At 66.7% G+C, this 19663-nt stretch carries 18 protein-coding genes; 8 read left to right on the top strand and 10 right to left on the bottom strand.

Going from position 1 to position 19663, the window contains the following annotated elements; translation table 11 throughout:
* Positions 1 to 9: 9 nt before the first annotated feature.
* A complete protein-coding gene (locus H6P80_RS01790) occupies positions 10 to 243 on the bottom strand; it encodes a zinc-finger domain-containing protein (protein WP_185799632.1) in 234 nt (77 codons plus the stop codon).
* A 350-nt stretch (positions 244 to 593) separates the two neighbouring features.
* Between H6P80_RS01790 and H6P80_RS01785 the strand changes: the two genes are divergently transcribed.
* The gene (locus tag H6P80_RS01785) at positions 594 to 1100 is read left to right on the top strand and encodes a DUF4402 domain-containing protein (protein WP_185799631.1); all 507 of its coding nucleotides are present in this window, start codon (positions 594 to 596) and stop codon (positions 1098 to 1100) included.
* 42 nt (positions 1101 to 1142) lie between these two features.
* Here the strand turns inward: H6P80_RS01785 and H6P80_RS01780 are convergent, their stop codons facing one another.
* The gene (locus tag H6P80_RS01780; RefSeq protein WP_185799630.1) at positions 1143 to 1613 is read right to left on the bottom strand and encodes a DUF4402 domain-containing protein; all 471 of its coding nucleotides are present in this window, start codon (positions 1611 to 1613) and stop codon (positions 1143 to 1145) included.
* Positions 1614 to 1788: 175 nt separating this feature from the next.
* Here H6P80_RS01780 and H6P80_RS01775 point away from each other — a divergent pair, with 175 nt between their 5' ends.
* The 6 genes from H6P80_RS01775 to H6P80_RS01750 are packed head-to-tail and all read left to right on the top strand — an operon-like array spanning position 1789 to position 10455.
* Entirely contained in the window at positions 1789 to 2715 is a 927-nt protein-coding gene (locus tag H6P80_RS01775) for an ABC transporter ATP-binding protein (RefSeq protein ID WP_185799629.1), read from the top strand.
* On the top strand, positions 2712 to 3329 hold the full coding sequence (locus tag H6P80_RS01770; protein WP_185799628.1) for a hypothetical protein: 618 nt from the start codon (positions 2712 to 2714) through the stop codon (positions 3327 to 3329). Before H6P80_RS01775 ends, H6P80_RS01770 begins: the two co-directional genes overlap by 4 nt.
* Positions 3326 to 4918: an L-aspartate oxidase gene (nadB, locus tag H6P80_RS01765; RefSeq protein ID WP_185799627.1), complete on the top strand. Its 1593-nt coding sequence runs from the start codon at positions 3326 to 3328 to the stop codon at positions 4916 to 4918. The genes H6P80_RS01770 and nadB overlap by 4 nt, the downstream gene beginning before the upstream one ends.
* A 40-nt stretch (positions 4919 to 4958) precedes the next feature.
* Positions 4959 to 7724 (top strand): DNA polymerase I, encoded by a 2766-nt coding sequence (gene polA / locus H6P80_RS01760; RefSeq protein WP_185799626.1) that lies wholly within the window; start codon positions 4959 to 4961, stop codon positions 7722 to 7724.
* On the top strand, positions 7721 to 8986 hold the full coding sequence (locus tag H6P80_RS01755; protein ID WP_235973690.1) for a cation:proton antiporter: 1266 nt from the start codon (positions 7721 to 7723) through the stop codon (positions 8984 to 8986). Before polA ends, H6P80_RS01755 begins: the two co-directional genes overlap by 4 nt.
* Positions 8983 to 10455, top strand: coding sequence for a lipopolysaccharide biosynthesis protein (locus H6P80_RS01750; RefSeq protein ID WP_185799625.1), 1473 nt, complete (start codon positions 8983 to 8985; stop codon positions 10453 to 10455). The genes H6P80_RS01755 and H6P80_RS01750 overlap by 4 nt, the downstream gene beginning before the upstream one ends.
* A 65-nt stretch (positions 10456 to 10520) precedes the next feature.
* Here the strand turns inward: H6P80_RS01750 and purH are convergent, their stop codons facing one another.
* From purH to htpX, 5 genes are all read right to left on the bottom strand, one after another.
* Complete coding sequence (purH, locus tag H6P80_RS01745; protein WP_185799624.1) at positions 10521 to 12110, bottom strand: bifunctional phosphoribosylaminoimidazolecarboxamide formyltransferase/IMP cyclohydrolase; 1590 nt, start codon at positions 12108 to 12110, stop codon at positions 10521 to 10523.
* Between the two features lie 51 nt (positions 12111 to 12161).
* The gene (locus H6P80_RS01740; RefSeq protein WP_185799623.1) at positions 12162 to 13898 is read right to left on the bottom strand and encodes a heparinase II/III family protein; all 1737 of its coding nucleotides are present in this window, start codon (positions 13896 to 13898) and stop codon (positions 12162 to 12164) included.
* Positions 13895 to 14560, bottom strand: a complete 666-nt coding sequence (gene rpe, locus H6P80_RS01735) for a ribulose-phosphate 3-epimerase (RefSeq protein ID WP_185799622.1) — start codon at positions 14558 to 14560, stop codon at positions 13895 to 13897. The genes H6P80_RS01740 and rpe overlap by 4 nt, the downstream gene beginning before the upstream one ends.
* A gap of 90 nt (positions 14561 to 14650) precedes the next feature.
* Positions 14651 to 15937 carry an RsmB/NOP family class I SAM-dependent RNA methyltransferase gene (locus H6P80_RS01730; RefSeq protein WP_407947227.1) on the bottom strand — a complete coding sequence of 429 codons (1287 nt, stop codon included), beginning with the start codon at positions 15935 to 15937 and terminating at the stop codon, positions 14651 to 14653.
* The gene (htpX, locus tag H6P80_RS01725; RefSeq protein ID WP_185799621.1) at positions 15934 to 16845 is read right to left on the bottom strand and encodes a zinc metalloprotease HtpX; all 912 of its coding nucleotides are present in this window, start codon (positions 16843 to 16845) and stop codon (positions 15934 to 15936) included. The genes H6P80_RS01730 and htpX overlap by 4 nt, the downstream gene beginning before the upstream one ends.
* Positions 16846 to 16914: 69 nt before the next feature.
* Between htpX and H6P80_RS01720 the strand changes: the two genes are divergently transcribed.
* Entirely contained in the window at positions 16915 to 17085 is a 171-nt protein-coding gene (locus tag H6P80_RS01720) for a DUF1674 domain-containing protein (RefSeq protein ID WP_185799620.1), read from the top strand.
* Between the two features lie 46 nt (positions 17086 to 17131).
* Here H6P80_RS01720 and H6P80_RS01715 read toward each other — a convergent pair whose 3' ends face one another.
* The 3 genes from H6P80_RS01715 to tsaD are packed head-to-tail and all read right to left on the bottom strand — an operon-like array spanning position 17132 to position 19627.
* Positions 17132 to 17596 carry a hypothetical protein gene (locus H6P80_RS01715; protein ID WP_185799619.1) on the bottom strand — a complete coding sequence of 155 codons (465 nt, stop codon included), beginning with the start codon at positions 17594 to 17596 and terminating at the stop codon, positions 17132 to 17134.
* A gap of 10 nt (positions 17597 to 17606) precedes the next feature.
* The gene (locus H6P80_RS01710) at positions 17607 to 18596 is read right to left on the bottom strand and encodes an NAD(P)H-dependent glycerol-3-phosphate dehydrogenase (protein WP_185799618.1); all 990 of its coding nucleotides are present in this window, start codon (positions 18594 to 18596) and stop codon (positions 17607 to 17609) included.
* Positions 18593 to 19627, bottom strand: a complete 1035-nt coding sequence (tsaD, locus tag H6P80_RS01705; RefSeq protein WP_185799617.1) for a tRNA (adenosine(37)-N6)-threonylcarbamoyltransferase complex transferase subunit TsaD — start codon at positions 19625 to 19627, stop codon at positions 18593 to 18595. Before tsaD ends, H6P80_RS01710 begins: the two co-directional genes overlap by 4 nt.
* Between the last annotated feature and the right edge of the window lie 36 nt (positions 19628 to 19663).

Here is a 19663-nt window from a genome sequence, read left to right as displayed (position 1 = left end):
ATAAGGCGTTTATTCCGCGGATACACCCTTGTCGGTTTCGGCCGCGGGAGGCGGCGCGGTATCGGCCGGACCGCCGATCAGCACGAAGCGCCGGTCGCAATAGCCGCAATCGACGAAACCCGCCTCGTCGATCTCCAGCCAGACGCGCGGATGGCCGAGCGCGGCGCCGCCGGGAATATCGCTCGCGCCGTCGCAAGCGACGCGCGAGGTGGTGACACGCAGGGTTTCGGGCGGATCGATCATGACGGGCGAGCGAATAGCAACAGCCGCCGGGCCGCGCAATCGCTCACGCGCCGCTTTTCGCAATGTCGGATATGCAGCGCCTCGCGCGGCGATCAGGCCGGGCCGGACTTGAACGTGTCCGCCGCCTGCGCCGCCGCAGCGACGAAATCATGGGCGATCGCGCGCCAGAACCCTGAAAAACCTTTCCACATCATGGGCAAGGGATAGCGGGGCGGTCCTTAAATCCGTTTTGAAGGACGTGCTTAAGACGATCTTTACAAAGCGGCGATCATTACACCCGCGTTAACCACAGCATTTCACATGATCTTCAGTCTGATCCGCAAAAAGGGCGATCTGATCCGGGGGGATAGATGAAACGTTTTTGGCACAAGGCCGTCATGGCCTCCATTCTGGCTTTCGGCCCGGTCGCCGCCGTGCACGCGGCGGACGACGACGCCGAAGCGGGCGCCGTGATCGTGCTGCCGCTCCAGCTCGTCAATGTCAGCGACCTCGAATTCGGCGCCATGCTTTCCGGCGGCGCGCCCGGCACCGTCGTCATCAACGCCTATACCGACGCCCGCACCACGACCGGCGGCGTCACGCCGGTGGGCGCGGGCGGCCAGGCCGCGCAATTCTGGACCTATGGCGGGCCGCTGCAATTCGTCCGGGTCAATCGCGGGCCGCTGCCCGTGCTCGATCGCGTCGGCGGCGGCGCGAGCATGAATGTCAGCCAGCTGACGCTCAACGGCCCGGTCAACCGCTTCCTCACATCGGCGGGCCTGCTCGATCTCCGGGTCGGCGGCACGCTTCAGGTCGGCGCGAATCAGCAGCCGGGCCTGTATGAGGGCGAGTTCACGATCATCGTCACCTATTTCTAGGACGATTGCCGCGCGTGCGCCGCGATGGCGCGCCCGCCCCTGCTATTGATAGTCGACGGAAACCGCGAAGGTCGCTTCGTAGACGCCGGGCATCTGGCCGGCGCCGACCTGCAGCCGTCCGCCGGCGTAAAAGGTGAGCGTTCCGGCCGCCCCGATCGATTTGTTGGGGCCCGCATTCACGCGCAGCTGATCCATCTCCATCGTCGCGCCGCCGCCGATGCGCGTCAGCGTGATCGGCGCCGGATCGATACCGACGCTGACCGAAGCGGAGGGCGCGCCGGTGACGAGAAACTCGGCGCGGCGGCAATCGGAACCGATCAGGGTGGCCCCGGCCTGCGCGGCGCAGGCCCCGGTGTTGCGGTTGATCGTCACGCGCCCGTTGGCGCCGCTCGGGATGATCGTGCCGAAATCCAGATCGGCGATCCGGACGACCGTCAGCCCGCTCGAAATTTCCGCGCGGCCCGTGCTGGCGCCGTCACCGGCCCGCGCGGGCGCGGCGGCCAGCAATGCCAATGCTGCACAAGAAATCCACGCGCCACGGCGCGACAAGATAATGCCCATTCCCACAAAAGCCGTATGGCACGGCCAGGGCAAATAAAGTCCTGAAACTCATGATTAACGAACCCCAAGGAAAAACTGGCGCGGCGCCGCTTTGCGAAGTTCCCGCAACGCGCTATGCGCACACCCCATGAGCGAAGCTGCCATCAAGATCGAAGCCGTCACCAAGATATATCAAGGCGGCTTCAAGGCCCTCGATACCGTCGACCTCACCGTACCGCGCGGCGCGATCTACGGGCTGCTCGGCCCCAACGGCGCGGGCAAATCGACGCTGATCAATATCCTGGGCGGGCTGGTCAACAAGACCGAGGGCAAGGCCTCGGTCTGGGGGTTCGACATCGACGAGAATCCTCGCAACGCCAAGGCCTCGATCGGCATCGTCAACCAGGAAATCACCTTCGATCCCTTCTTCACGCCCGCCGAGACGCTCGACATCCAGGCCGGCATGTACGCGGTGCCCAGGGCGAAGCGGCGGACGATGGAGCTGCTGCGCGCCGTGCATCTGGAGGACAAGGCCCGGGCCTATTCGCGGACGCTTTCGGGCGGCATGAAAAGGCGGCTGATGGTCGCCAAGGCGATGGTCCACTCGCCGCCGGTGCTGGTCCTCGACGAGCCGACCGCGGGCGTCGATATCGATCTGCGCCAGCAGCTGTGGGAATATGTGCGCGAGCTGCACGCCTCGGGAATCACGGTCGTGCTGACGACGCACTATCTGGAAGAAGCCGAGGAGCTTTGCGACCGAATCGCGATCATCAACCATGGCAAGGTGATCGCCGACCAGCCGACCCGCGAGCTCGTCAACATGGCGCAGGAAAAGGCGGTGGTCGTCACCGTCGAAAAGGATATCGAAACGCTGCCCGCCCAGAGCTGTTTCGAGAAGGTCGAGAAGGTCGATCGCAACACGATGACGATCACCTATCGCAAGGACAAGGTGAATGCCGGCGAGGTGCTCACCGCGCTCGGCGAGGCGGGCCACACGATCATCGACGTGACGACGCGCGAGGCCGATCTCGAGGACGTGTTCCTGAACCTGACCCGCGAAAAGGCAAGCGCATGAAACGGGCCGTTCTTCTGACATCCGCTTTTCTGCTCGTCGCCGCCTGCGGCAGCGGCACGTCCGCCGATACCGGCGACGGGGCCGGCGACACGGCACCGGCGGCCAATACCGGCGACGCATCGCCTGCGGCACCGGCGCTCGACGATCTGTTCGCCTATAGCGATCCGGCCAATTGCGTCCGCGCCGCCGCGCTGGACGCCCTCGATCAGAGCCTGTGGGCCCGGTCGGACGATCCCCTCGCCGAAGCGCGCACCGGCGAAATCGTCATCCCCGACGCCTATCGCCCGGCCTTTGGCGAAGCAGCGGCGGAGCGGCTCGACGACGGCAGCACCTTGTTGCGCATTCCGGTCCAGGGCACATGGCTGGGCCTGCCGGTCGGCGAAATCGCCTCCTGGCATGTCGGATATAATTGGGATCTGAGCATCGTTTTCGACGTGCCGCCCGCAGAGGCCGCGCCCGCGCTTCGGGCGGCCGGCTTCCCGGTGCGGGCCGGCGAAAGCGTCGAAGGGCCTTACAATGCCGAACAGGACTACGTCCCCGTCTACAGCCTGCACGAAGCCTATGGCGATGCCGACCGGGCAAGCTTCAGCTGCGATTTCGAGGGCAGCGGGTGAACGACCACGACGTCCTGATCATCGGCTCGGGCGCGGCAGGACTGACGGCGGCGATCACGCTGGCGGAAACGCACAAGGTTCTCGTCATGGCCAAGGGCGCGCTCTCGGGCGGGTCGACGGCCTGGGCGCAGGGCGGGATCGCGGCGGTGCTGGAACCCGGCGATACGTTCGACAGCCATATCGAGGACACGATGGTCGCGGGCGCCGGGCTCAACCGCAGGGAGACGGTCGAGTTCGTGGTCGAAAACGCGCCCGAGGCGATCGGCCGGCTGATCCGGCTCGGCGTTCCCTTCACCCATGAAGATGACGGCGACCTGCATCTGACGCGCGAAGGCGGGCATTCGCACCGCCGTATCGTCCATGTCGACGACGCCACCGGCTGGGCCGTGCAGGAGGCGCTGGAGCGCGCGGCCGAGGCCAATCCCAACATCACGCTCGTTCCGGACATGGTGGCGATCGACCTGATCATCGACCGTCACGTCGCGAGCCCCAGGGGCGAAGACCATGTCTGGGGCGCCTATGCCTTCAACAAGGCGACCGGCCATGTCGAGGCGCATACCGCGCGCGCGACGATCCTCGCCACCGGCGGGGCGGGCCGCACCTATCTGTTCAGCACCGCGCCGCGCGGCGCCACCGGAGACGGCATCGCCATGGCCTGGCGCGCCGGCTGCCGCGTATCGAACATGGAATTCATGCAGTTCCACCCGACCTGCCTCTATAATCTGGAGGTCAAGAACTTCCTCATCACCGAGGCCGTGCGCGGCGAGGGCGGGCAGCTGAAACTGCCCGGCGACGCGCCCGATCCCGGCTATCGCTTCATGCCCGATTTCGACGAGCGCGCCGAGCTCGCGCCGCGCGACGTCGTCGCCCGCGCCATCGACCATGAGATCAAGCGGCTGGGCCTCGATTACGTCCATCTCGATATCTCGCACCGCGAGCCGGAATTCGTGAAGGAGCATTTCCCGAACATCCATGAAAAGCTGCTCGGGCTCGGTATCGACATGACCAAGGGGCCGATCCCGGTCGTCCCCGCGCAACATTATACCTGCGGCGGCGTGCTGATCGATCTCGACGGGCGGACCGACCTGCCGGGCCTCTATGCCGCGGGCGAGGTCAGCGAATCGGGGCTCCACGGCGCCAATCGCCTCGCCTCCAACTCGCTGCTCGAATGTTTCGTGTTCGGCGAGGCGGCGGCCCGCCATATCGCCGCGCACTGGGACGAACTGCCCGCGCCGCCCGAGGTGCAGCCCTGGGACGAAAGCCGCGTCACCGATTCCGACGAGGAAGTCGTGGTGCAGCATAACTGGCGCGAAATCCGCCGCTTCATGTGGGATTATGTCGGCATCGTCCGGACCACGAAACGCCTGCAGCGCGCCCAGCACCGTGTGGAATTGCTGCGCAGCGAAGTCGACGAATATTACGGCAATTTCCGCGTCACGCCCGATCTGATCGAATTGCGCAACCTGATCGAAGTCGCCGCGCTGATCGTCGAATCCGCGCTTTCCCGGCACGAGAGCCGCGGCCTGCATTTCACGACCGACTTTCCCGACACGCTCCCCGCCGCCGAGGACACGGTTCTCGCGCCCTGAAAGTCTTTGCCCGGCGCGCCCCATCGGCTAGAGCCGCTCGGTGTCTGAAGAGAAGCATCTCTATCTCGTCGACGGGTCGAGCTATATTTTCCGCGCCTATCACCGGCTGCCGCCGCTGACCAACCAGCATGGCGAACCGGTCGGCGCGGTCTATGGCTATACGACGATGCTCTGGAAGCTTGTCGACCAGCTCAACGCCGAGGACGGGCCGACGCACATGGCGGTGATCCTCGACGCGGGATCGCACACCTTCCGCAACGATCTTTACGACCAGTACAAGGCGCACCGGCCGCCGCCGCCCGAGGATCTCGTCCCGCAATTCCCGATGATCCGGGATGCGACCCGCGCCTTTTCCTTGCCCTGCCTCGAAGAGGATGGCGTCGAGGCCGACGACATCATCGCCACCTATGCCAAGGAAGCGCTGAAAGAGGGCTGGAAGGTCACCATCGTCAGTTCCGACAAGGATCTGATGCAGCTCATAGAACCGGGGCTCGATCTCTACGACACGATGAACGACCGCAAGCTCGGCCGCGAGCATGTGCTCGAGAAATTCGGCGTCGAGCCGGACAAGCTCGGCGATGTGCTGGCGCTGATGGGCGACAGTTCGGACAATATTCCCGGCGTGCCGGGCATCGGGCCGAAAACCGCGTCCAAGCTGATCATCGAATATGGCGATGTCGAAGCCGTGCTCGCCGCCGCACCCGAGATGAAGAAATCCAAGATGCGCGACAATCTGATCGAGCATGCCGAGAATGCCCGGCTCTCGCGCATCCTCGTCACCTTGAAGGAAGATTGCGAGCTTCCCGAACCGCTCGAGGATTTCGCGCTCAAGGGCATCCCCGAAGATCCGCTCAAGGCCTTTCTCCAGCATCACGGCTTCAAATCGCTGCTGACCCGGCTCGGCGCGGCCGACGCCGCCCCCGAAAGGGCCCAGCATTCGGTGGAAGCCGACGGCGCCGAAACCGGGGACGAACCGCCGGTCGATCGCAGCGCCTATGAAACCGTGACCGACGAAGCCGCGCTCGACCGCTGGATCGCGGACGCCCGGCATAGCGGCTATGTCGCCGTCGACACCGAAACCGACAGCCTCGAATCGGTGACCGCGCGGCTGGTCGGCGTCAGCCTGGCGACGGCGCCGGGCAAGGCCTGCTATATTCCGCTCGGCCATGGCGGCGGCGACCTGCTCGGCGAAAATCCCGACCAGGTTCCGCTCGATACCGCGCTCGCCAAGCTGAAGGCGCTCTTCGAAGACCCGGCGGTCCTCAAAATCGGCCAGAATCTCAAATATGATATCGGCGTGCTCGCCCAGCACGATATCCGCATCGCGCCGCTCGACGACACGATCGTCATGAGCTTCGACCTCGAGGCCGGGCTGCACGGCCATGGCATGGACGAGATCGCCGAACTGTTCCTCGGCCACACATGCCTGAAGTTCAAGGACATGGTCGGCACCGGCAAGAAGAAGATCGAATTTTCCGAAGTGCCGCTGGACCGGGCGACCGAATATGCGGGCGAGGATGCCGACGTTACCCTGCGCCTGTGGAAACGGCTGAAGCCGCGGCTGTCGGCGGACCGGGTGACGCGGGTCTATGAGCTTGTCGACCGGCCGCTGGTGCCGGTGATCGCGGGCATGGAATGCGCGGGCATCAAGGTCGACCGCGAGGAGCTGGCCCGGCTTTCGGCCGAATTCGCCGAGCAGATGGACGTCACCGAGGGCGAGATCCACGATATCGCCGGCGAGAAGTTCACGATCGGCAGCCCCAAGCAGCTGGGCGAGATCCTGTTCGACAAGATGGGCCTGAAGGGCGGGCGCAAGGGCAAGTCCGGCGTCTGGTCCACCGATGTCAACGAGATGGAGCGGCTGGCGCGCGACGGCGAACCGATCGCGCAGAAGATTCTCGACTGGCGCCAGCTTTCGAAGCTGAAATCCACCTATACCGACGCGCTGCAGGCGCAGATCAACCCGAAGACCGGCCGCGTCCATACCAGCTACAGCCTGACCGGCGCGCAGACCGGCCGGCTCGCCTCGACCGAACCCAATCTCCAGAATATCCCGATCCGCACCGAGATCGGCCGCCAGATCCGCCACGCCTTCGTCGCCGAGCCCGGCAATGTGATCCTTGCCGCGGATTACAGCCAGATCGAGCTGCGCCTCGCCGCGCATATGGCGGACGTGCCGCAATTGAAGACGGCGTTCGAAGCCGGCGAGGACATTCACAACCGCACCGCCGAGGAACTGTTCGGCGCGGTCAACCGCGAAACGCGCGGCCGGGCGAAAACCGTCAATTTCGCGATTCTCTACGGCATTTCGCGCTGGGGGCTCGCCGGACGGCTCGAAATATCGCCGGACGAAGCGCAGGAGATTATCGACCGCTATTTCGAGCGTTTCCCCGGGATCAGCCGCTATATCACCGACACGCTGACCATGGCGCGCGAAACCGGCTTCACCGAAACCCTGTTCGGGCGGAAGACGCATTTCCCGCGCCTGAAAAGCAAGACGCAGCATGAGCGCCAGGGCAGCGAACGCGCTGCGATCAACGCGCCGATCCAGGGCACGAGCGCGGACATCATCAAGCGGGCGATGGCGCGGATGGGCCCGGCGCTCGACAAGGCCGGGCTTGGCAGCGTGAAGATGCTGCTCCAGGTGCATGACGAACTCGTCTTCGAACTTCCGGAAAAGGACGTAGAATCAGCCACTTCCGTGATTCGTGACGTCATGGCGTCAGCCGCCGAGCCGCTGGTGAAGATCAGCGTGCCGCTGGGCGTCGATATCGGAACGGGGCCAAGCTGGGGCGCGGCGCATTGACGCTCTTCACGCTGTCAGAGGATTTCCAGCAGCTCTACATTCCTTTTCTGATGGGCGTCGGGCTGCTCATTTTCCTCGTCGCCTGGCTGCCGCTGATCGTCCGGCACCTGCCCTTGTCGTTGCCGATCATCTGCGTCGGTATCGGCATGGGCATCTATTCGTTCGACCGGTTCGCCCCTTATGCGCTCCATCCCCTCGAACAGCCGATCCTGGTCGAGAAGGCGGCGGAGTTCATCGTCATCATTTCGCTGATGGGCGCCGGCCTCAAGATCGACCGCGCCCTGAACTGGCGAAGCTGGGCGATACCGGCGCGGTTGCTCGGCATCGCCATGCCGCTGACCATCGTCGCGCTGGCCGTGACGGCGCATTTGCTGTTCGGCGTGGGCGCGGCGACCGCGCTGCTGCTCGGCGCCGCGCTCGCGCCGACCGACCCCGTGCTTGCCGCCGACATCCAGATCGAAAAGCCCGACAGCCCGCAGGATGACGAGGCGCGGTTCGCGCTGACCTCGGAGGCCGGACTCAACGATGCCCTCGCCTTTCCCTTCGTGCACCTGGCGATCGCGCTGGCGGCAAGCGGCGCCACGGTCGCGGCGGTGGGCGAATGGGTGCTCGACGCCCTCATCCTCAAACTCGTGATCGGCGGCGCGCTGGGATGGGGGGGCGGGCGCCTGCTGGGATGGATCATATACCGGCTGCCCAAGACCGGGCGGCTCTCGCAATCCGGCGACGGCTTCGTCGCGTTGGCCGCCACGCTGACCATCTATGCGGGCACCGAGATGCTGCACGGCTACGGTTTTCTGGCCGTGTTCGTCGCGGGGCTCATGCTCCGGCACGCAGCCCCGGACGACGCGTTCAACGTCCGACTGCACGACTTCGCCGACGAGACCGAACGGCTGCTGATGATGGGCCTGCTCGTCGTGTTCGGCGGCATGATGACCGCCGGCGGCCTGTTCGCACTTCTCGGCTGGGCCGATATCGCCTTCGCTCTTGCCGCGATCTTCCTCATACGGCCGGCGGTCGGCTGGCTTTCGCTGGCCGGTAGCGCCATCCCCCGGGCGGAACGCGCCGTGATCTCCTTTTTCGGCATTCGCGGACTGGGCTCGGTTTTCTATTTCGCCTACGGCATCAACCATGGCAGCTTCGAGGAACCGAGCCGCATGTGGGGAACGATCGGCCTGGTAATCCTCATCTCTATCCTGCTGCATGGCGTCAGCGTCACGCCCGCCATGGAAAGGCTGGATCGGACGAAGGCCGCGCGATGACCCAATCGTCCGATATCGCCGCGCTCGCCAAGGGCGGGCAAACCAATCTGTTCGGTTTCGTGCTGCGGCTCGCCGCCCGTATCCCGTTCCTGTTCATCGCCGGCCGCTGGTACGGCGCCGAGGCGCTCGGCGTGTTCGCCTATGCGGTGATCGTCGTCGAATTTTCCGCGCAGCTCGCCACGCTCGGCCTGAAGCGCGGGCTGGCGGAGCAGCTTTCGACGACCTCGCGGCCGCATGTCGATGTCGTATGGGACGCGATGGTCGCGGGTTTCGTGGCCTCGGCCATCGCCGCATCGATCCTGTTCGCCTTTCCCCAGGCGATGTTCCCCAACAGCCCGATCGTCGGCTTCGAGCGGCTGCTGCCGCTGACCATCTTCGCGCTCGCGGCCTCGGATATCGCGCTCGCCGCGCTCGCCTATCGCCACGATATCGCCTCCACGGTGCGCGCCCGGGCGATCGTCGAACCCTGGACGATCAGCATCGCCGCCTTCGCGCTCGCCTTCTATTCGCTGCGCGACGGGCTGATCCTCGCCTATGTGCTTTCGATGCTCGCGGCGCTCATCGCCTCGCTCTGGCCGCTGCTGCGAAGCTATGGCCTGCCGCGCGGATGGCGGCCCAATCCCGTGCGGATCCTGAAGCTCGCCTGGCGCAACCTGCCGATGGCCGGCGCCGACGCCATCGAATGGGTGTCGCGCCGCATCGACATCGCGATCCTCGGCCTGTTCTTTTCGCCGGCGATCGTCGGCATCTATTATGTTGCGCAGCAACTGGCGTCATTGCCGCAAAAACTGAAGACCAGCTTCGATCCCATTCTCGGCCCGGTGATCACCCAGAATTTGCGCGACGGCAACAAGGCGGCGGTGGCGAAGCAGGTGCGGCAGGCCGGATTCTGGATCATCGCCGCGCAAGCCGGCGTGGCGCTGGCGCTCGGCATTCCGGGCGAGGCCTGGATGGGCCTGGTCGGCGCGACGTTCGTCGGCGGCACCGGCGTGCTCGCCTTCCTGCTCGCGGCCGAGGTCGTGGCGGCGACCGCCGCGGTATCCGAAGCGGCGCTGATCTACGTCGCCCGGCACCGCAACCTCATGATTTCCTGCGCCATGCTGGCGATCCAGGCGGCGCTCAGCGTCGCGATCATCCTGATCATGCGCCAGTTCGCGCTCCCGCCGCTCTATCAGGCGACCGGCCCGGCGATCGCGCTGATGCTGGCGCTGGGCCTCGCCTCGATCGCCAAGGCACGGCTGCTCTCGCGGCTGCTGGGCGCGCCGGTCAGCCCGTGGCGCTGGGCGCTGGTCTGGGCGACCGCCGCAGCGACCCTGCTCGGCTGGCTCGCGACCCTGATCCCCGAATGGAGCGAACTCGTGATCGGCGTGCCGGTCGTGCTCTCGGTCTATTGCCTGATCATCTGGTATCGCGGCTTCGGCCCGGAAGACCGGATGCTCTTCAAGCTCGGCGCCGGGAAGAAGAGCTGATTTCAGGCGGCGATGTGTTTGTCAGACTCGACCGGGCGGTCGAGCGCTAGCGAAGGCCTGACAAGCTAGTGCCGGAAATGCCGCATGCCGGTGAAGACCATGGCGAGCCCGGCCTCGTTGGCCGCAGCGATCACCTCGTCGTCGCGGATCGAGCCGCCGGGCTGGATCACCGCGGTCGCGCCGGCTTCGACTGCCGTCATGAGGCCGTCCGCGAAGGGGAAAAACGCATCCGACGCGACGGCCGAGCCGATCGTCCGCGATTCCGCCCAGCCGGCCTTCTCGGCGGCATCCCGGGCTTTCCACGCGGCGATGCGCGCCGATTCCATGCGGTTCATCTGCCCGGCGCCGACGCCCGCGGTCGCGCCGTCCCTGGCGTAAACGATCGCGTTCGACTTGACGTGCTTGGCCACCGTCCAGGCGAACAGGCAATCGGCCAGTTCCTGCTCGCTCGGCTGACGTTCGGTGACGACCTGGAGATCGTCCTTCGAAATCGAGCCATTGTCGCGCGACTGGATGAGGACGCCGCCGGCGATCGTCTTGATCTGCAGCCCCGGCCGCTTCGGATCGGCGAAGCCGCCGGTCAGCATCAGGCGAAGATTCTTCTTCGCCGCGAAAATTTCCTTCGCCGCCTCGTCGGCCTCGGGCGCGATCACGACTTCGGTGAAGATCTCGGTGATCGCCCGCGCGGTTTCCGCATCAAGCGGCCGATTGAGCGCGACGATCCCGCCGAACGCCGAAACCGTGTCGCAGGCAAAGGCCTGCTCATAGGCCTCGCGCAGCGAGCCCGCGACGGCCACGCCGCAGGGATTGGCGTGTTTGACGATCACGCAGGCCGGGGTTGCGGCGTCGAATTCGGCGACCAGCTCGAGCGCGGCATCGGCATCGTTGAAATTATTATAGCTGAGTTCCTTGCCCTGCAGCTGCTCGGCCTGGGCGATCCCCGGCGCGCCCGGCATTTCCGGGACGTAGAGCGCCGCGACCTGGTGCGGGTTTTCGCCGTAGCGCAATTCCTGCTTGTGACGCAGCGGCAGTTGCAGCCGCTCGGGGAACATCTGCGCCTGGTCGGCGAAGGAAAACCAGCTGGCGATCATCGAATCATAGGTCGCCGTCGCGGAAAAAGCCTTGGCGGCCAATCGCTTGCGGAAATCGAGTGACGTCATGCCGCCGCTCGCATCCAGCGCCTCGACCAGCTCGCCATAATCGGCGGGATCGGTGACGATCGCGACATGGGCATGGTTCTTCGCCGCCGAGCGGACCATGGACGGGCCGCCGATATCGATATTCTCGATGATGTCGGGCCGGTCCGCGCCGCGCGCGACGGTCGCGGCAAAGGGATAGAGATTGACGATCACCAGATCGATCGCGCCGATATCGTGCGCTTCCATCGCCGCGACATGCTCGGCATTGTCGCGCACGGCGAGCAGACCGCCATGCACCTTGGGGTGCAAGGTCTTCACCCGGCCATCCATCATCTCGGGAAAGCCGGTGAGATCCGAAATATCCCGCACGTCGAGCCCGGCATCGCGCAGCGCCTTGGCGGTGCCGCCGGTCGAAACCAGCTCGACGCCGTGGCGGGCGAGCGCCTGGCCGAGATCGGCAAGGCCGCTCTTGTCCGAAACCGAAAGCAGGGCGCGGGTGACTTTGACGTCGCTCATGGGAGAATCCTGATTGTCTGACGGGGCGGGATCGGCCGCCCTGTTAGCGGCCTAGCCCGCGCGGCGGAAGAGCCAACCGATCGTCGCGCCGCCGGGCGCGGTTTCGCCGGCAAGGACGAGCTGCTTCGTCTCGGTGATGCGGGATTTCTCGTCGATCCAGATGCTTTCGTCGATCATCAGCCCCGTCCCGCGGCAGCGGAAATGCCAGGCCGGGCCGCCCTCGATCCGCAGCAGCGCGCCGCGATTGTCCGCAGTCGGCGTGACGTCGACGTCCGGGCCAAGATGGAAACGGATTGCGAAGGCCGCGCTTTCCGCCTTGTGTCGGCCGCCGGGTAGCAGCACATCCTCGCCGCGCAGCTCGTCGCCTTCCTTCGAAAGCCCGATTTGCCGGCGGTGCACAAAGCCGTAGCGCTGGACATAGCCGTCATGGCTCGCTTCCAGCCGGGCGATCCCGTTCCTGTCGCGCCGGCTCATTTCGATCTCGACGACACCGCGGCCCAGCGATCCATCGCCGTTGAGCGCGGTCGAATTGCTGTCGGCCAGCGCCAATGTCGAATGGGCCGCGGTGGTCCGCAGGCCTTCGGCGAGCGCCGGCGGAAGCAGGCTGCCGCCGGCGCCGCCGCAATTGACGACGATCCGGTGCGGCCCGTGCGACATTTCGAAGGCCAGGGTCGAGGCGCAGCCCCCGGTTTCGAGCCGCATCGAGGGCGGCGGCGCGGCGTCGACGATCGCGATCGTGTCTTCGGCCGCAAGCCGCTGATAGCCCCAGTCGCGCGCATGGCGCAGCGGCAGCGCGCGATGGCCCGACGCTTCGACCGCGGCGGCGACGCGCCCAGCCGGCACCGGCAATCCGCCCTGCCAGCTCGAAAGCCCGCCATCGCCCATTGTGACGCCAAGCAGCGCCGGCACGGCGAAGCTCACAGCATTCTGAAAAGGCTGGGGAAATTCGATCCGCCGGACATCATAGGCGGCGCGGAGCATGCCGAGCGTCTCGACCAGCGCAAGCTGGGAGACCGGCGAGCGGCAGATGACGCCACCGTCTGACGTCAATGTCTGGGCGAGCGCACGGGCGAGCCCGGCCTCTCCGCGCGCGACGCGCGGTTCGCCGCCCTGGACGAGCAGTCCGGCGCCGACGATCCCGGCCCAGGCGCGCACCTGGGTGAGCCCGGGGGATTCCTTGGTGGCCGCGCGATCGAGATGCCGGGCGCCGCGCGCCAGGGTGTTGAGCACCGTCGAGCGATAGACGAGATCGGTCGACGAAAGGATCAGCGGCGCATAGGCCGTCCAGAAGAAGATCCGCTGCCCCCACATATCCGGGCCCCAGCCGGATTCGGCGACTTTCGGCGCATAGGCTTCCAGCCAGTTGCGCATCAGCTTTTCGGCGATGGGCGCGGTTTCGTCGCGCCCGGCCACCGCGGCGAGATCGCGCAGCCATTCGAAGCTCTGCAGGTAATCGGCGAGGCCATGGGGCACGTCGAGCGCGCCGAAATCGAGATCGGCGAGCCCGATCTGGGCGCCATGATAGAGCGCGCGGCCTTCAAGCAGCGCCTGGCCGCGCGTACGATCGCCGGGGATCGGATCTTCGGGGACGGCAACGAGCTTGAGCGGGAACTTGCCGCGCAGCCGCAGCCGGTGGAGCGGGGTGCGCCAGACGAAACGGCGAAACCGCGTCGCCATCTTTTCCGAAAGCGAAAGCCCGCCATCGCCGAGCCGGACCAACCGGCGGCCGGCATCAATGCTGTCGCCCGTCGCGGCATCGGGCATGGCGATGCGTCCGGTGATCGTCATGCCTCGCCCCGCAACGCCGCGATATTGGCGGCATAGCGTTCGGGCCCGCCCCGGAAGGTTGCGGTTCCGGCAACCAGCGCGTCGGCGCCCGCGGCAATCGCGCGCGGCGCGGTGTCCGCATCGATGCCGCCATCCACCTCGAGATCGATCGGCTTGCCCAGCTTGTCGATGCGGGTGCGGATCGCCTCGATCTTCCTGAGCTGGCTCTCGATGAAACTCTGGCCGCCAAAGCCGGGATTGACGCTCATGACGAGCACGAGATCGATATCCTCGAGCAGATAATCGAGCGTTTTCGCAGGCGTGGCAGGATTGAGCGAGATTCCGGCGCGGCAGCCGAGCGCCTTGATCCGCTGCACCGTGCGGTGGACATGCGGTCCGGCTTCGGGGTGAACGGTGATCGTATCCGCGCCCGCTTCGGCAAACCCTTCGAGAAACGGATCGACCGGCGATATCATCAGATGCACGTCGAAGGGCTTCTGGGTGTGGGGACGCAATGACTTCACGACGCCAGCACCGATCGTGAGATTCGGCACGAAATGCCCGTCCATCACGTCGATATGGATCCAGTCCGCGCCGGCTTCGTCGACCGCACGGACTTCTTCCCCGAGCTTCGCAAAGTCAGCGGAAAGGATCGATGGCGCAATTCGGACGGGGTGGCCCATAATCCGGCAGGCTTAGGAGAGGCCTTGGAATCGGGCAAGCAGCGAAGGCGGCAAGCCGCGAGAATTTGGGGATAAACCGCTCAGGCGCGATCAACTGTGCCGAAATCGGGCAATGAAGAAGCCGTCCGCGCCGCCCGGATCGGCGATCGCGCCGGGCAGCACGCGCACGAAGCCGGCGGCGGCGGGCGCGATTCCGTCCGGCAGGTCGGCGCTTTGCGGAGGCTCCACGGCAAAACCGGGATGGGTTTCGAGGAAAGCGGCGGCAACCGCCTCGCCTTCCTCGGGTTCGAGCGAGCAAACGGCATAGACGAGGATGCCGCCCGGCTTGATCCAGCCGGCGGCGCGGCCCAGCATCGCGGCCTGGATCTCCGCGCATTCGGCGATGATAGGCGGATGCGCGCGATAGAGGACATCGGGATGGCGCCGGAAAATGCCGGTCGCGGAACAGGGCGCGTCGAGCAGGATCGCGTCGAACGGCGCATCCGGCGCCCAATCGAGCGCATCGCCGACAACCGCTTCCGCCGAAAGCCCGGTTCGCGCGAGATTGTCGGAAAGTCGCGCCAGACGACTTTCGGCGCGGTCGACGGCCGTCACCTGCCAGCCCTGCGCGGCCAGCTGCAACGTCTTGCCGCCCGGCGCCGCGCACAGATCGAGCGCCCGGCGGCCTTCTCCGGAACCCATCAGCCGCGCCGGGATCGACGCCGCGATATCCTGCACCCACCAGGCGCCGTCCTCATAGCCCGGCAGGCCGGTGACCGAGGCGCGTTCGCAGCGGACATGGCCGGGAAGCAGGCTCTTGCCGCCGAGCTTTTTCGCCCAGGCCGCCGTTTCGGCGGACGCCTTGAGCGTCAGATCGAGCGGCGGCGGAGCGGCGATGGCGGCGGCCGCCGCCGCGACAACCGGCTCGCCCCAGTTTCTCCGCCAGCGCTTCGCCACCGCATCGGGCAGGGTCGGAATGTCCGGCAAAACCGCGCCGTTGCGCGACAGCGTGCCGAACACGCCATGTGCCAGCCGCCGCGGACCGCCGGCGAGCAGCGGCAAGGCGGTGGAAATCGCCGCATGCGGCGGGGTTCCCAGCGCCAGCGTCTGCGCCAGCGCCATCCGCAACACCGTGCGCACCTTGGCGTCATGGGGCAGATTCTGCCGGGTCGCGCTGTCGATCAGCGCGTCATAATCGGGCAGGCGGCGCAACACTTCGCCGGCAATTGCCGTCGCCAGCCTTTTGTCGTCCTCGCGCTTGAGGGCGCGCACCGCGCGCGGCGCCGCGGCGTCCAGCGCCTTGCCTTGGCGCAGCACCGCATCGAGCAGGCGCAGCGCGGCCTGCCGGCTTTCCAGGCCTTCGGGATTTTGGGCCGGTTTTTGGCGGTTTTCGGTCAGCGGCCGGGCCCGAGCGGATCGAGCGCGCTGCCGCCGCGCCGCGCGGAGGAGCCAACACTGCCGCCCGGCCCGCCGACATCGATGACCGCCGCCATCTTTTCGAGCTCGGCGATCCGGTCCCCCGTCGGCGGGTGGGTCGAGAACAGGCTGCGCGCGCGGCCGAACAGCGCGGGCACGATATAGAGCTGCGCGGTCGCCGGGTTGCGGTCGACGACGGGATTGTGGATCCGCGCCGCGCCATTGGCGAGCTTGTCGAGCGCGGTCGCCAGCGCGCGCGGATTGCCGGAAATCTCCGCGCCGCCCCGGTCCGCACCGAATTCGCGGGTGCGGCTGATCGCCATCTGGACGATCATCGCGGCAAAGGGCGCGAGGAACACCGCGGCGAGCCCCGCAATCCCGGCGCTCCTGTCATTGCCGCGGAAGAAATAGCCATAGCTTGCCAGCATCGAGATCGCGCCGGCGATCGTCGCCGTCATCGTCATGATCAGGGTGTCGCGATTGCGGACATGGGCAAGCTCGTGCGCCATCACCCCGGCGACCTCGTCGGGGGTCAGGATCTGCAGCAGCCCGCTGGTCGCGGCGACGGCGGCATTTTGGGGGTTGCGGCCCGTGGCAAAGGCGTTGGGATGCGGGGAATCGACGATATAGACCTTGGGCATGGGCAGCCCGGCCTGCTGGGCAAGCCTTTGAACGATCGCGTAGAATTCCGGCGCCGTGCGCGCGTCGACCTCGCGCGCGCTGTGCATGCGCAGGACGATCTTGTCGGCGTTCCAATAGGTGAAAAGGTTCATGCCCGCCGCCACGACAAAGGCCAGGATCATCCCCGTGCGGCCGCCGAGCAGCAGCCCGACGCCCATGAAGAGCGCCGTCATAACCGCCAGCATCATGAGGGTCTTGAACTGATTCATCTTGCGTCTTCGCCTCCTCGTGACAAAATGGGGTGCGAAGCCGCTTTTGGCAATCGAGGAGCGCGAGGAATGGCAGGCAAACGGCCCGACTGGGTGAAACCGCCCGCGCATCTTTCGGAAAACCCGCCGGTTCCCGAGCCGAAACCGATAGAATATGCGCATGAGCATAGCGGCAAGGAGATGCTCGAGCCGACCCGGTACGGCGACTGGGAGCATAAGGGAATCTGCTGGGATTTCTGACATCATCGGTGGCGTCATGCCCGCGAAACGCCCGGAAACCTGCGTTCTAGGCGGGTTTTCTCGGCCGCTGTTTCGCCGAAATCGACTTGATGACAAGCCGCCCCTTGCGCACCGGATCCGCGGGCTGACCTTCGCTGGCGAGCGCAAGGTCGATCATCGCCTGCACATCCGGTCGTTCAAGATCCGGCGCGCCGTCGATCAGCCGGATCGAACGCACCGTCGATCCCTTGCCTTCGAGAAGGCCATCCGGATCGGGCAGAGCCGCGCCCTTCAGAAAGAACAGCGTCACCCATTTCGGGAACAGGGCAATCGAGAAGATGGCGTCGGACGGCCGTTCGCCGGGGCCGAAGCCCACCGCCAGCGCGTTGTAATTGTCATAGACCAGCCGGTCGGCCCAGGGCAGGCGCACCGCCAGCCGATCGACCGCCGCGCGCCCCTGCTCCGCTATCTCCGGCGAATATTTGGCGAGGAACGCCGCGAGCTGCTGTTCGGCATCGTCGCTTGCGGCCATAGCGCCCTCCTCAGCGCACCTCGCTCTTGAGCGGCCGCGCCATTAGCGCCTCCACCGCGAAGTCGACCGAGACATGGCCGTCGATGAGCGCGCACACCGCTTCGGTGATCGGCATTTCGACGCCGGCATCGACCGCCGCCTCGCGCAGCACCGGCGCGGTGAACGCGCCTTCGGCCACCGTCGCCCGGTCGGCGAGCAGGTCTTCGGCCGACTTTCCTTCGCCGAGCCCCTTGCCCAGCGAAAAATTGCGCGAATTGACCGAGGAACAGGTCAGCACGAGATCGCCGAGCCCGGAAAGCCCGGCCAGGGTTTCGGCCTGCGCGCCGCGTGCCAGGCCGAAGCGCGTCATTTCGGCAAAGCCGCGCGAAATCAGCGCGGCGCGCGCATTCTGGCCCAGACCGCGCCCCTCGACGACGCCGCAGGCGATGGCGAGGACATTCTTGACCGCGCCGCCGATTTCGGCGCCGACCACGTCGCTGGAGAGATAGGGCCGGAAATTGGGACGGGCGAGCCGCTGGGCGATCGACGCGCCGAGTTCGGCATCCTCGCAGGCCAGGGTAACGGCCGCCGGCAGCCCCTTGGCGACCTCGTGCGCGAAGGTCGGCCCGGAAAGCACGGCGATCGGCGCGCCCGGATAGACCTCGGCCGCGACCTCGCTCATCAATTTCTTGCTGCCCGCCTCGATGCCCTTGGCGCAGAGGATCAGCGGCGCGAAGCCGATCGAGGCCGAACCCAGCGTTTCGCGCATATGCTGGGCCGGGGCGACGACGAGAATCGCGTCGCAATCGGCGAGATCGTCGAGCTGGCTCGTCGCCCGGATCTTGCGCGACAGCGGGACATTGGGGAGGAAGAGCGGGTTTTCGCAATGATCGTTGATCGCGCGGACGACCTCGCCCTCGCGCGCCCAGATCAACACCGGCTCGCCCTCCGAAGCCGCGGTTTGCGCGAGCGCCGTGCCCCAGGCGCCGCCGCCGATCACGCCGATCTTTTCCATCGTCATGCCTTCACTCCTGCCCCGCGAGCCTTAGCGGCATCCGGATCGAGCGGCCAGCGCGCGCGGGCCGGAAAATCGAGCGGATCGACAAGGCCCGCGGCAAAGCGCTCGGCGCCCGCCCAGGCGATCATCGCCGCATTGTCGGTGCACAGCCAGGGCGGCGGCGCGACAAAGGGAATTTTTTCCTCCGCCGCCAGCGCCTGCAGGCTTGCGCGCACCGAAGCATTGGATGCGACCCCGCCGGCGACCACGAGCGCGGCGACATCCCCCGCGATTTCCAGCGCTTTGCGTGTCCGGTCTATCAGGCAGTCGATCGCCGCTGCCTGGAAACCGGCCGCGATATCGTCCGCCGCATGGTCGCCGCTGTCGCGGGCGCGCAGCACGGCGGACTTGAGGCCCGCAAAGGAGAAATGCGGCTCGGCCGAACCCAGCAGCGGCCGGGGCAGCGGCACCGCGCCCGGATCGCCCCGCTTCGCCGCCGCTTCGACCGCCGGCCCGCCGGGATAGCCGAAGCCCAACGCCTTGGCCGTCTTGTCGAAAGCTTCGCCGAGCGCATCGTCGATCGTCGTCGCCAATCGCCGATACTGGCCGACGCCCTCGACCAGCAGCAGCTGGCAATGGCCGCCCGAAACCAGCAGCAGCAGATAGGGAAAGGCGAGGCCGGGATCGGCAAGCCGCGGCGAGAGCGCATGGCCTTCGAGATGGTTGACCGCGACCAGCGGCTTGCCGCCCGCGAGCGCCAGCGCCTTGCCCGTCATCAGCCCGACCATCACGCCGCCGATCAACCCGGGGCCCGCCGTCGCCGCGACCGCGTCCACCTGGTCGAGCGAAAGCCCCGCTTCTTCAAGCGCTTGCGCGACGAGCGGGGTCATGACGTCAACATGCGCGCGCGCCGCGATTTCGGGCACGACGCCGCCGAACCGGCGATGCGCCTCTTCCTGCCCCGCCAGACAATGGGCGAGGATTTCGCGCTCGGAAGTCACCAGCGCGGCCGCGGTTTCGTCGCAGCTCGATTCGAGGCCGAGGATGATCGCCATCCCCCTTCCCTGCCACCGCGCCACCGGCTAGCACAA

The sequence above is a fragment of the Parasphingopyxis marina genome (assembly GCF_014237875.1).
Lineage (GTDB): Bacteria > Pseudomonadota > Alphaproteobacteria > Sphingomonadales > Sphingomonadaceae > Parasphingopyxis > Parasphingopyxis marina.
The sequence above is the reverse complement of the archived record's forward strand: the minus strand, read 5'-3'. Positions and strand labels throughout refer to the sequence as shown.

Coding starts and splice junctions, on each gene's coding strand:
- rpe (WP_185799622.1), bottom strand. CDS start 14,560: ATGGGCCACCCCGTCCGAATTGCGCCATCGATCCTTTCCGCTGACTTT.
- H6P80_RS01750 (WP_185799625.1), top strand. CDS start 8,983: ATGACCCAATCGTCCGATATCGCCGCGCTCGCCAAGGGCGGGCAAACC.
- htpX (WP_185799621.1), bottom strand. CDS start 16,845: ATGAATCAGTTCAAGACCCTCATGATGCTGGCGGTTATGACGGCGCTC.
- H6P80_RS01710 (WP_185799618.1), bottom strand. CDS start 18,596: ATGACGATGGAAAAGATCGGCGTGATCGGCGGCGGCGCCTGGGGCACG.
- H6P80_RS01770 (WP_185799628.1), top strand. CDS start 2,712: ATGAAACGGGCCGTTCTTCTGACATCCGCTTTTCTGCTCGTCGCCGCC.
- H6P80_RS01740 (WP_185799623.1), bottom strand. CDS start 13,898: ATGACGATCACCGGACGCATCGCCATGCCCGATGCCGCGACGGGCGAC.
- H6P80_RS01775 (WP_185799629.1), top strand. CDS start 1,789: ATGAGCGAAGCTGCCATCAAGATCGAAGCCGTCACCAAGATATATCAA.
- purH (WP_185799624.1), bottom strand. CDS start 12,110: ATGAGCGACGTCAAAGTCACCCGCGCCCTGCTTTCGGTTTCGGACAAG.
- H6P80_RS01715 (WP_185799619.1), bottom strand. CDS start 17,596: ATGGCCGCAAGCGACGATGCCGAACAGCAGCTCGCGGCGTTCCTCGCC.
- H6P80_RS01790 (WP_185799632.1), bottom strand. CDS start 243: ATGATCGATCCGCCCGAAACCCTGCGTGTCACCACCTCGCGCGTCGCT.
- H6P80_RS01720 (WP_185799620.1), top strand. CDS start 16,915: ATGGCAGGCAAACGGCCCGACTGGGTGAAACCGCCCGCGCATCTTTCG.
- H6P80_RS01785 (WP_185799631.1), top strand. CDS start 594: ATGAAACGTTTTTGGCACAAGGCCGTCATGGCCTCCATTCTGGCTTTC.
- tsaD (WP_185799617.1), bottom strand. CDS start 19,627: ATGGCGATCATCCTCGGCCTCGAATCGAGCTGCGACGAAACCGCGGCC.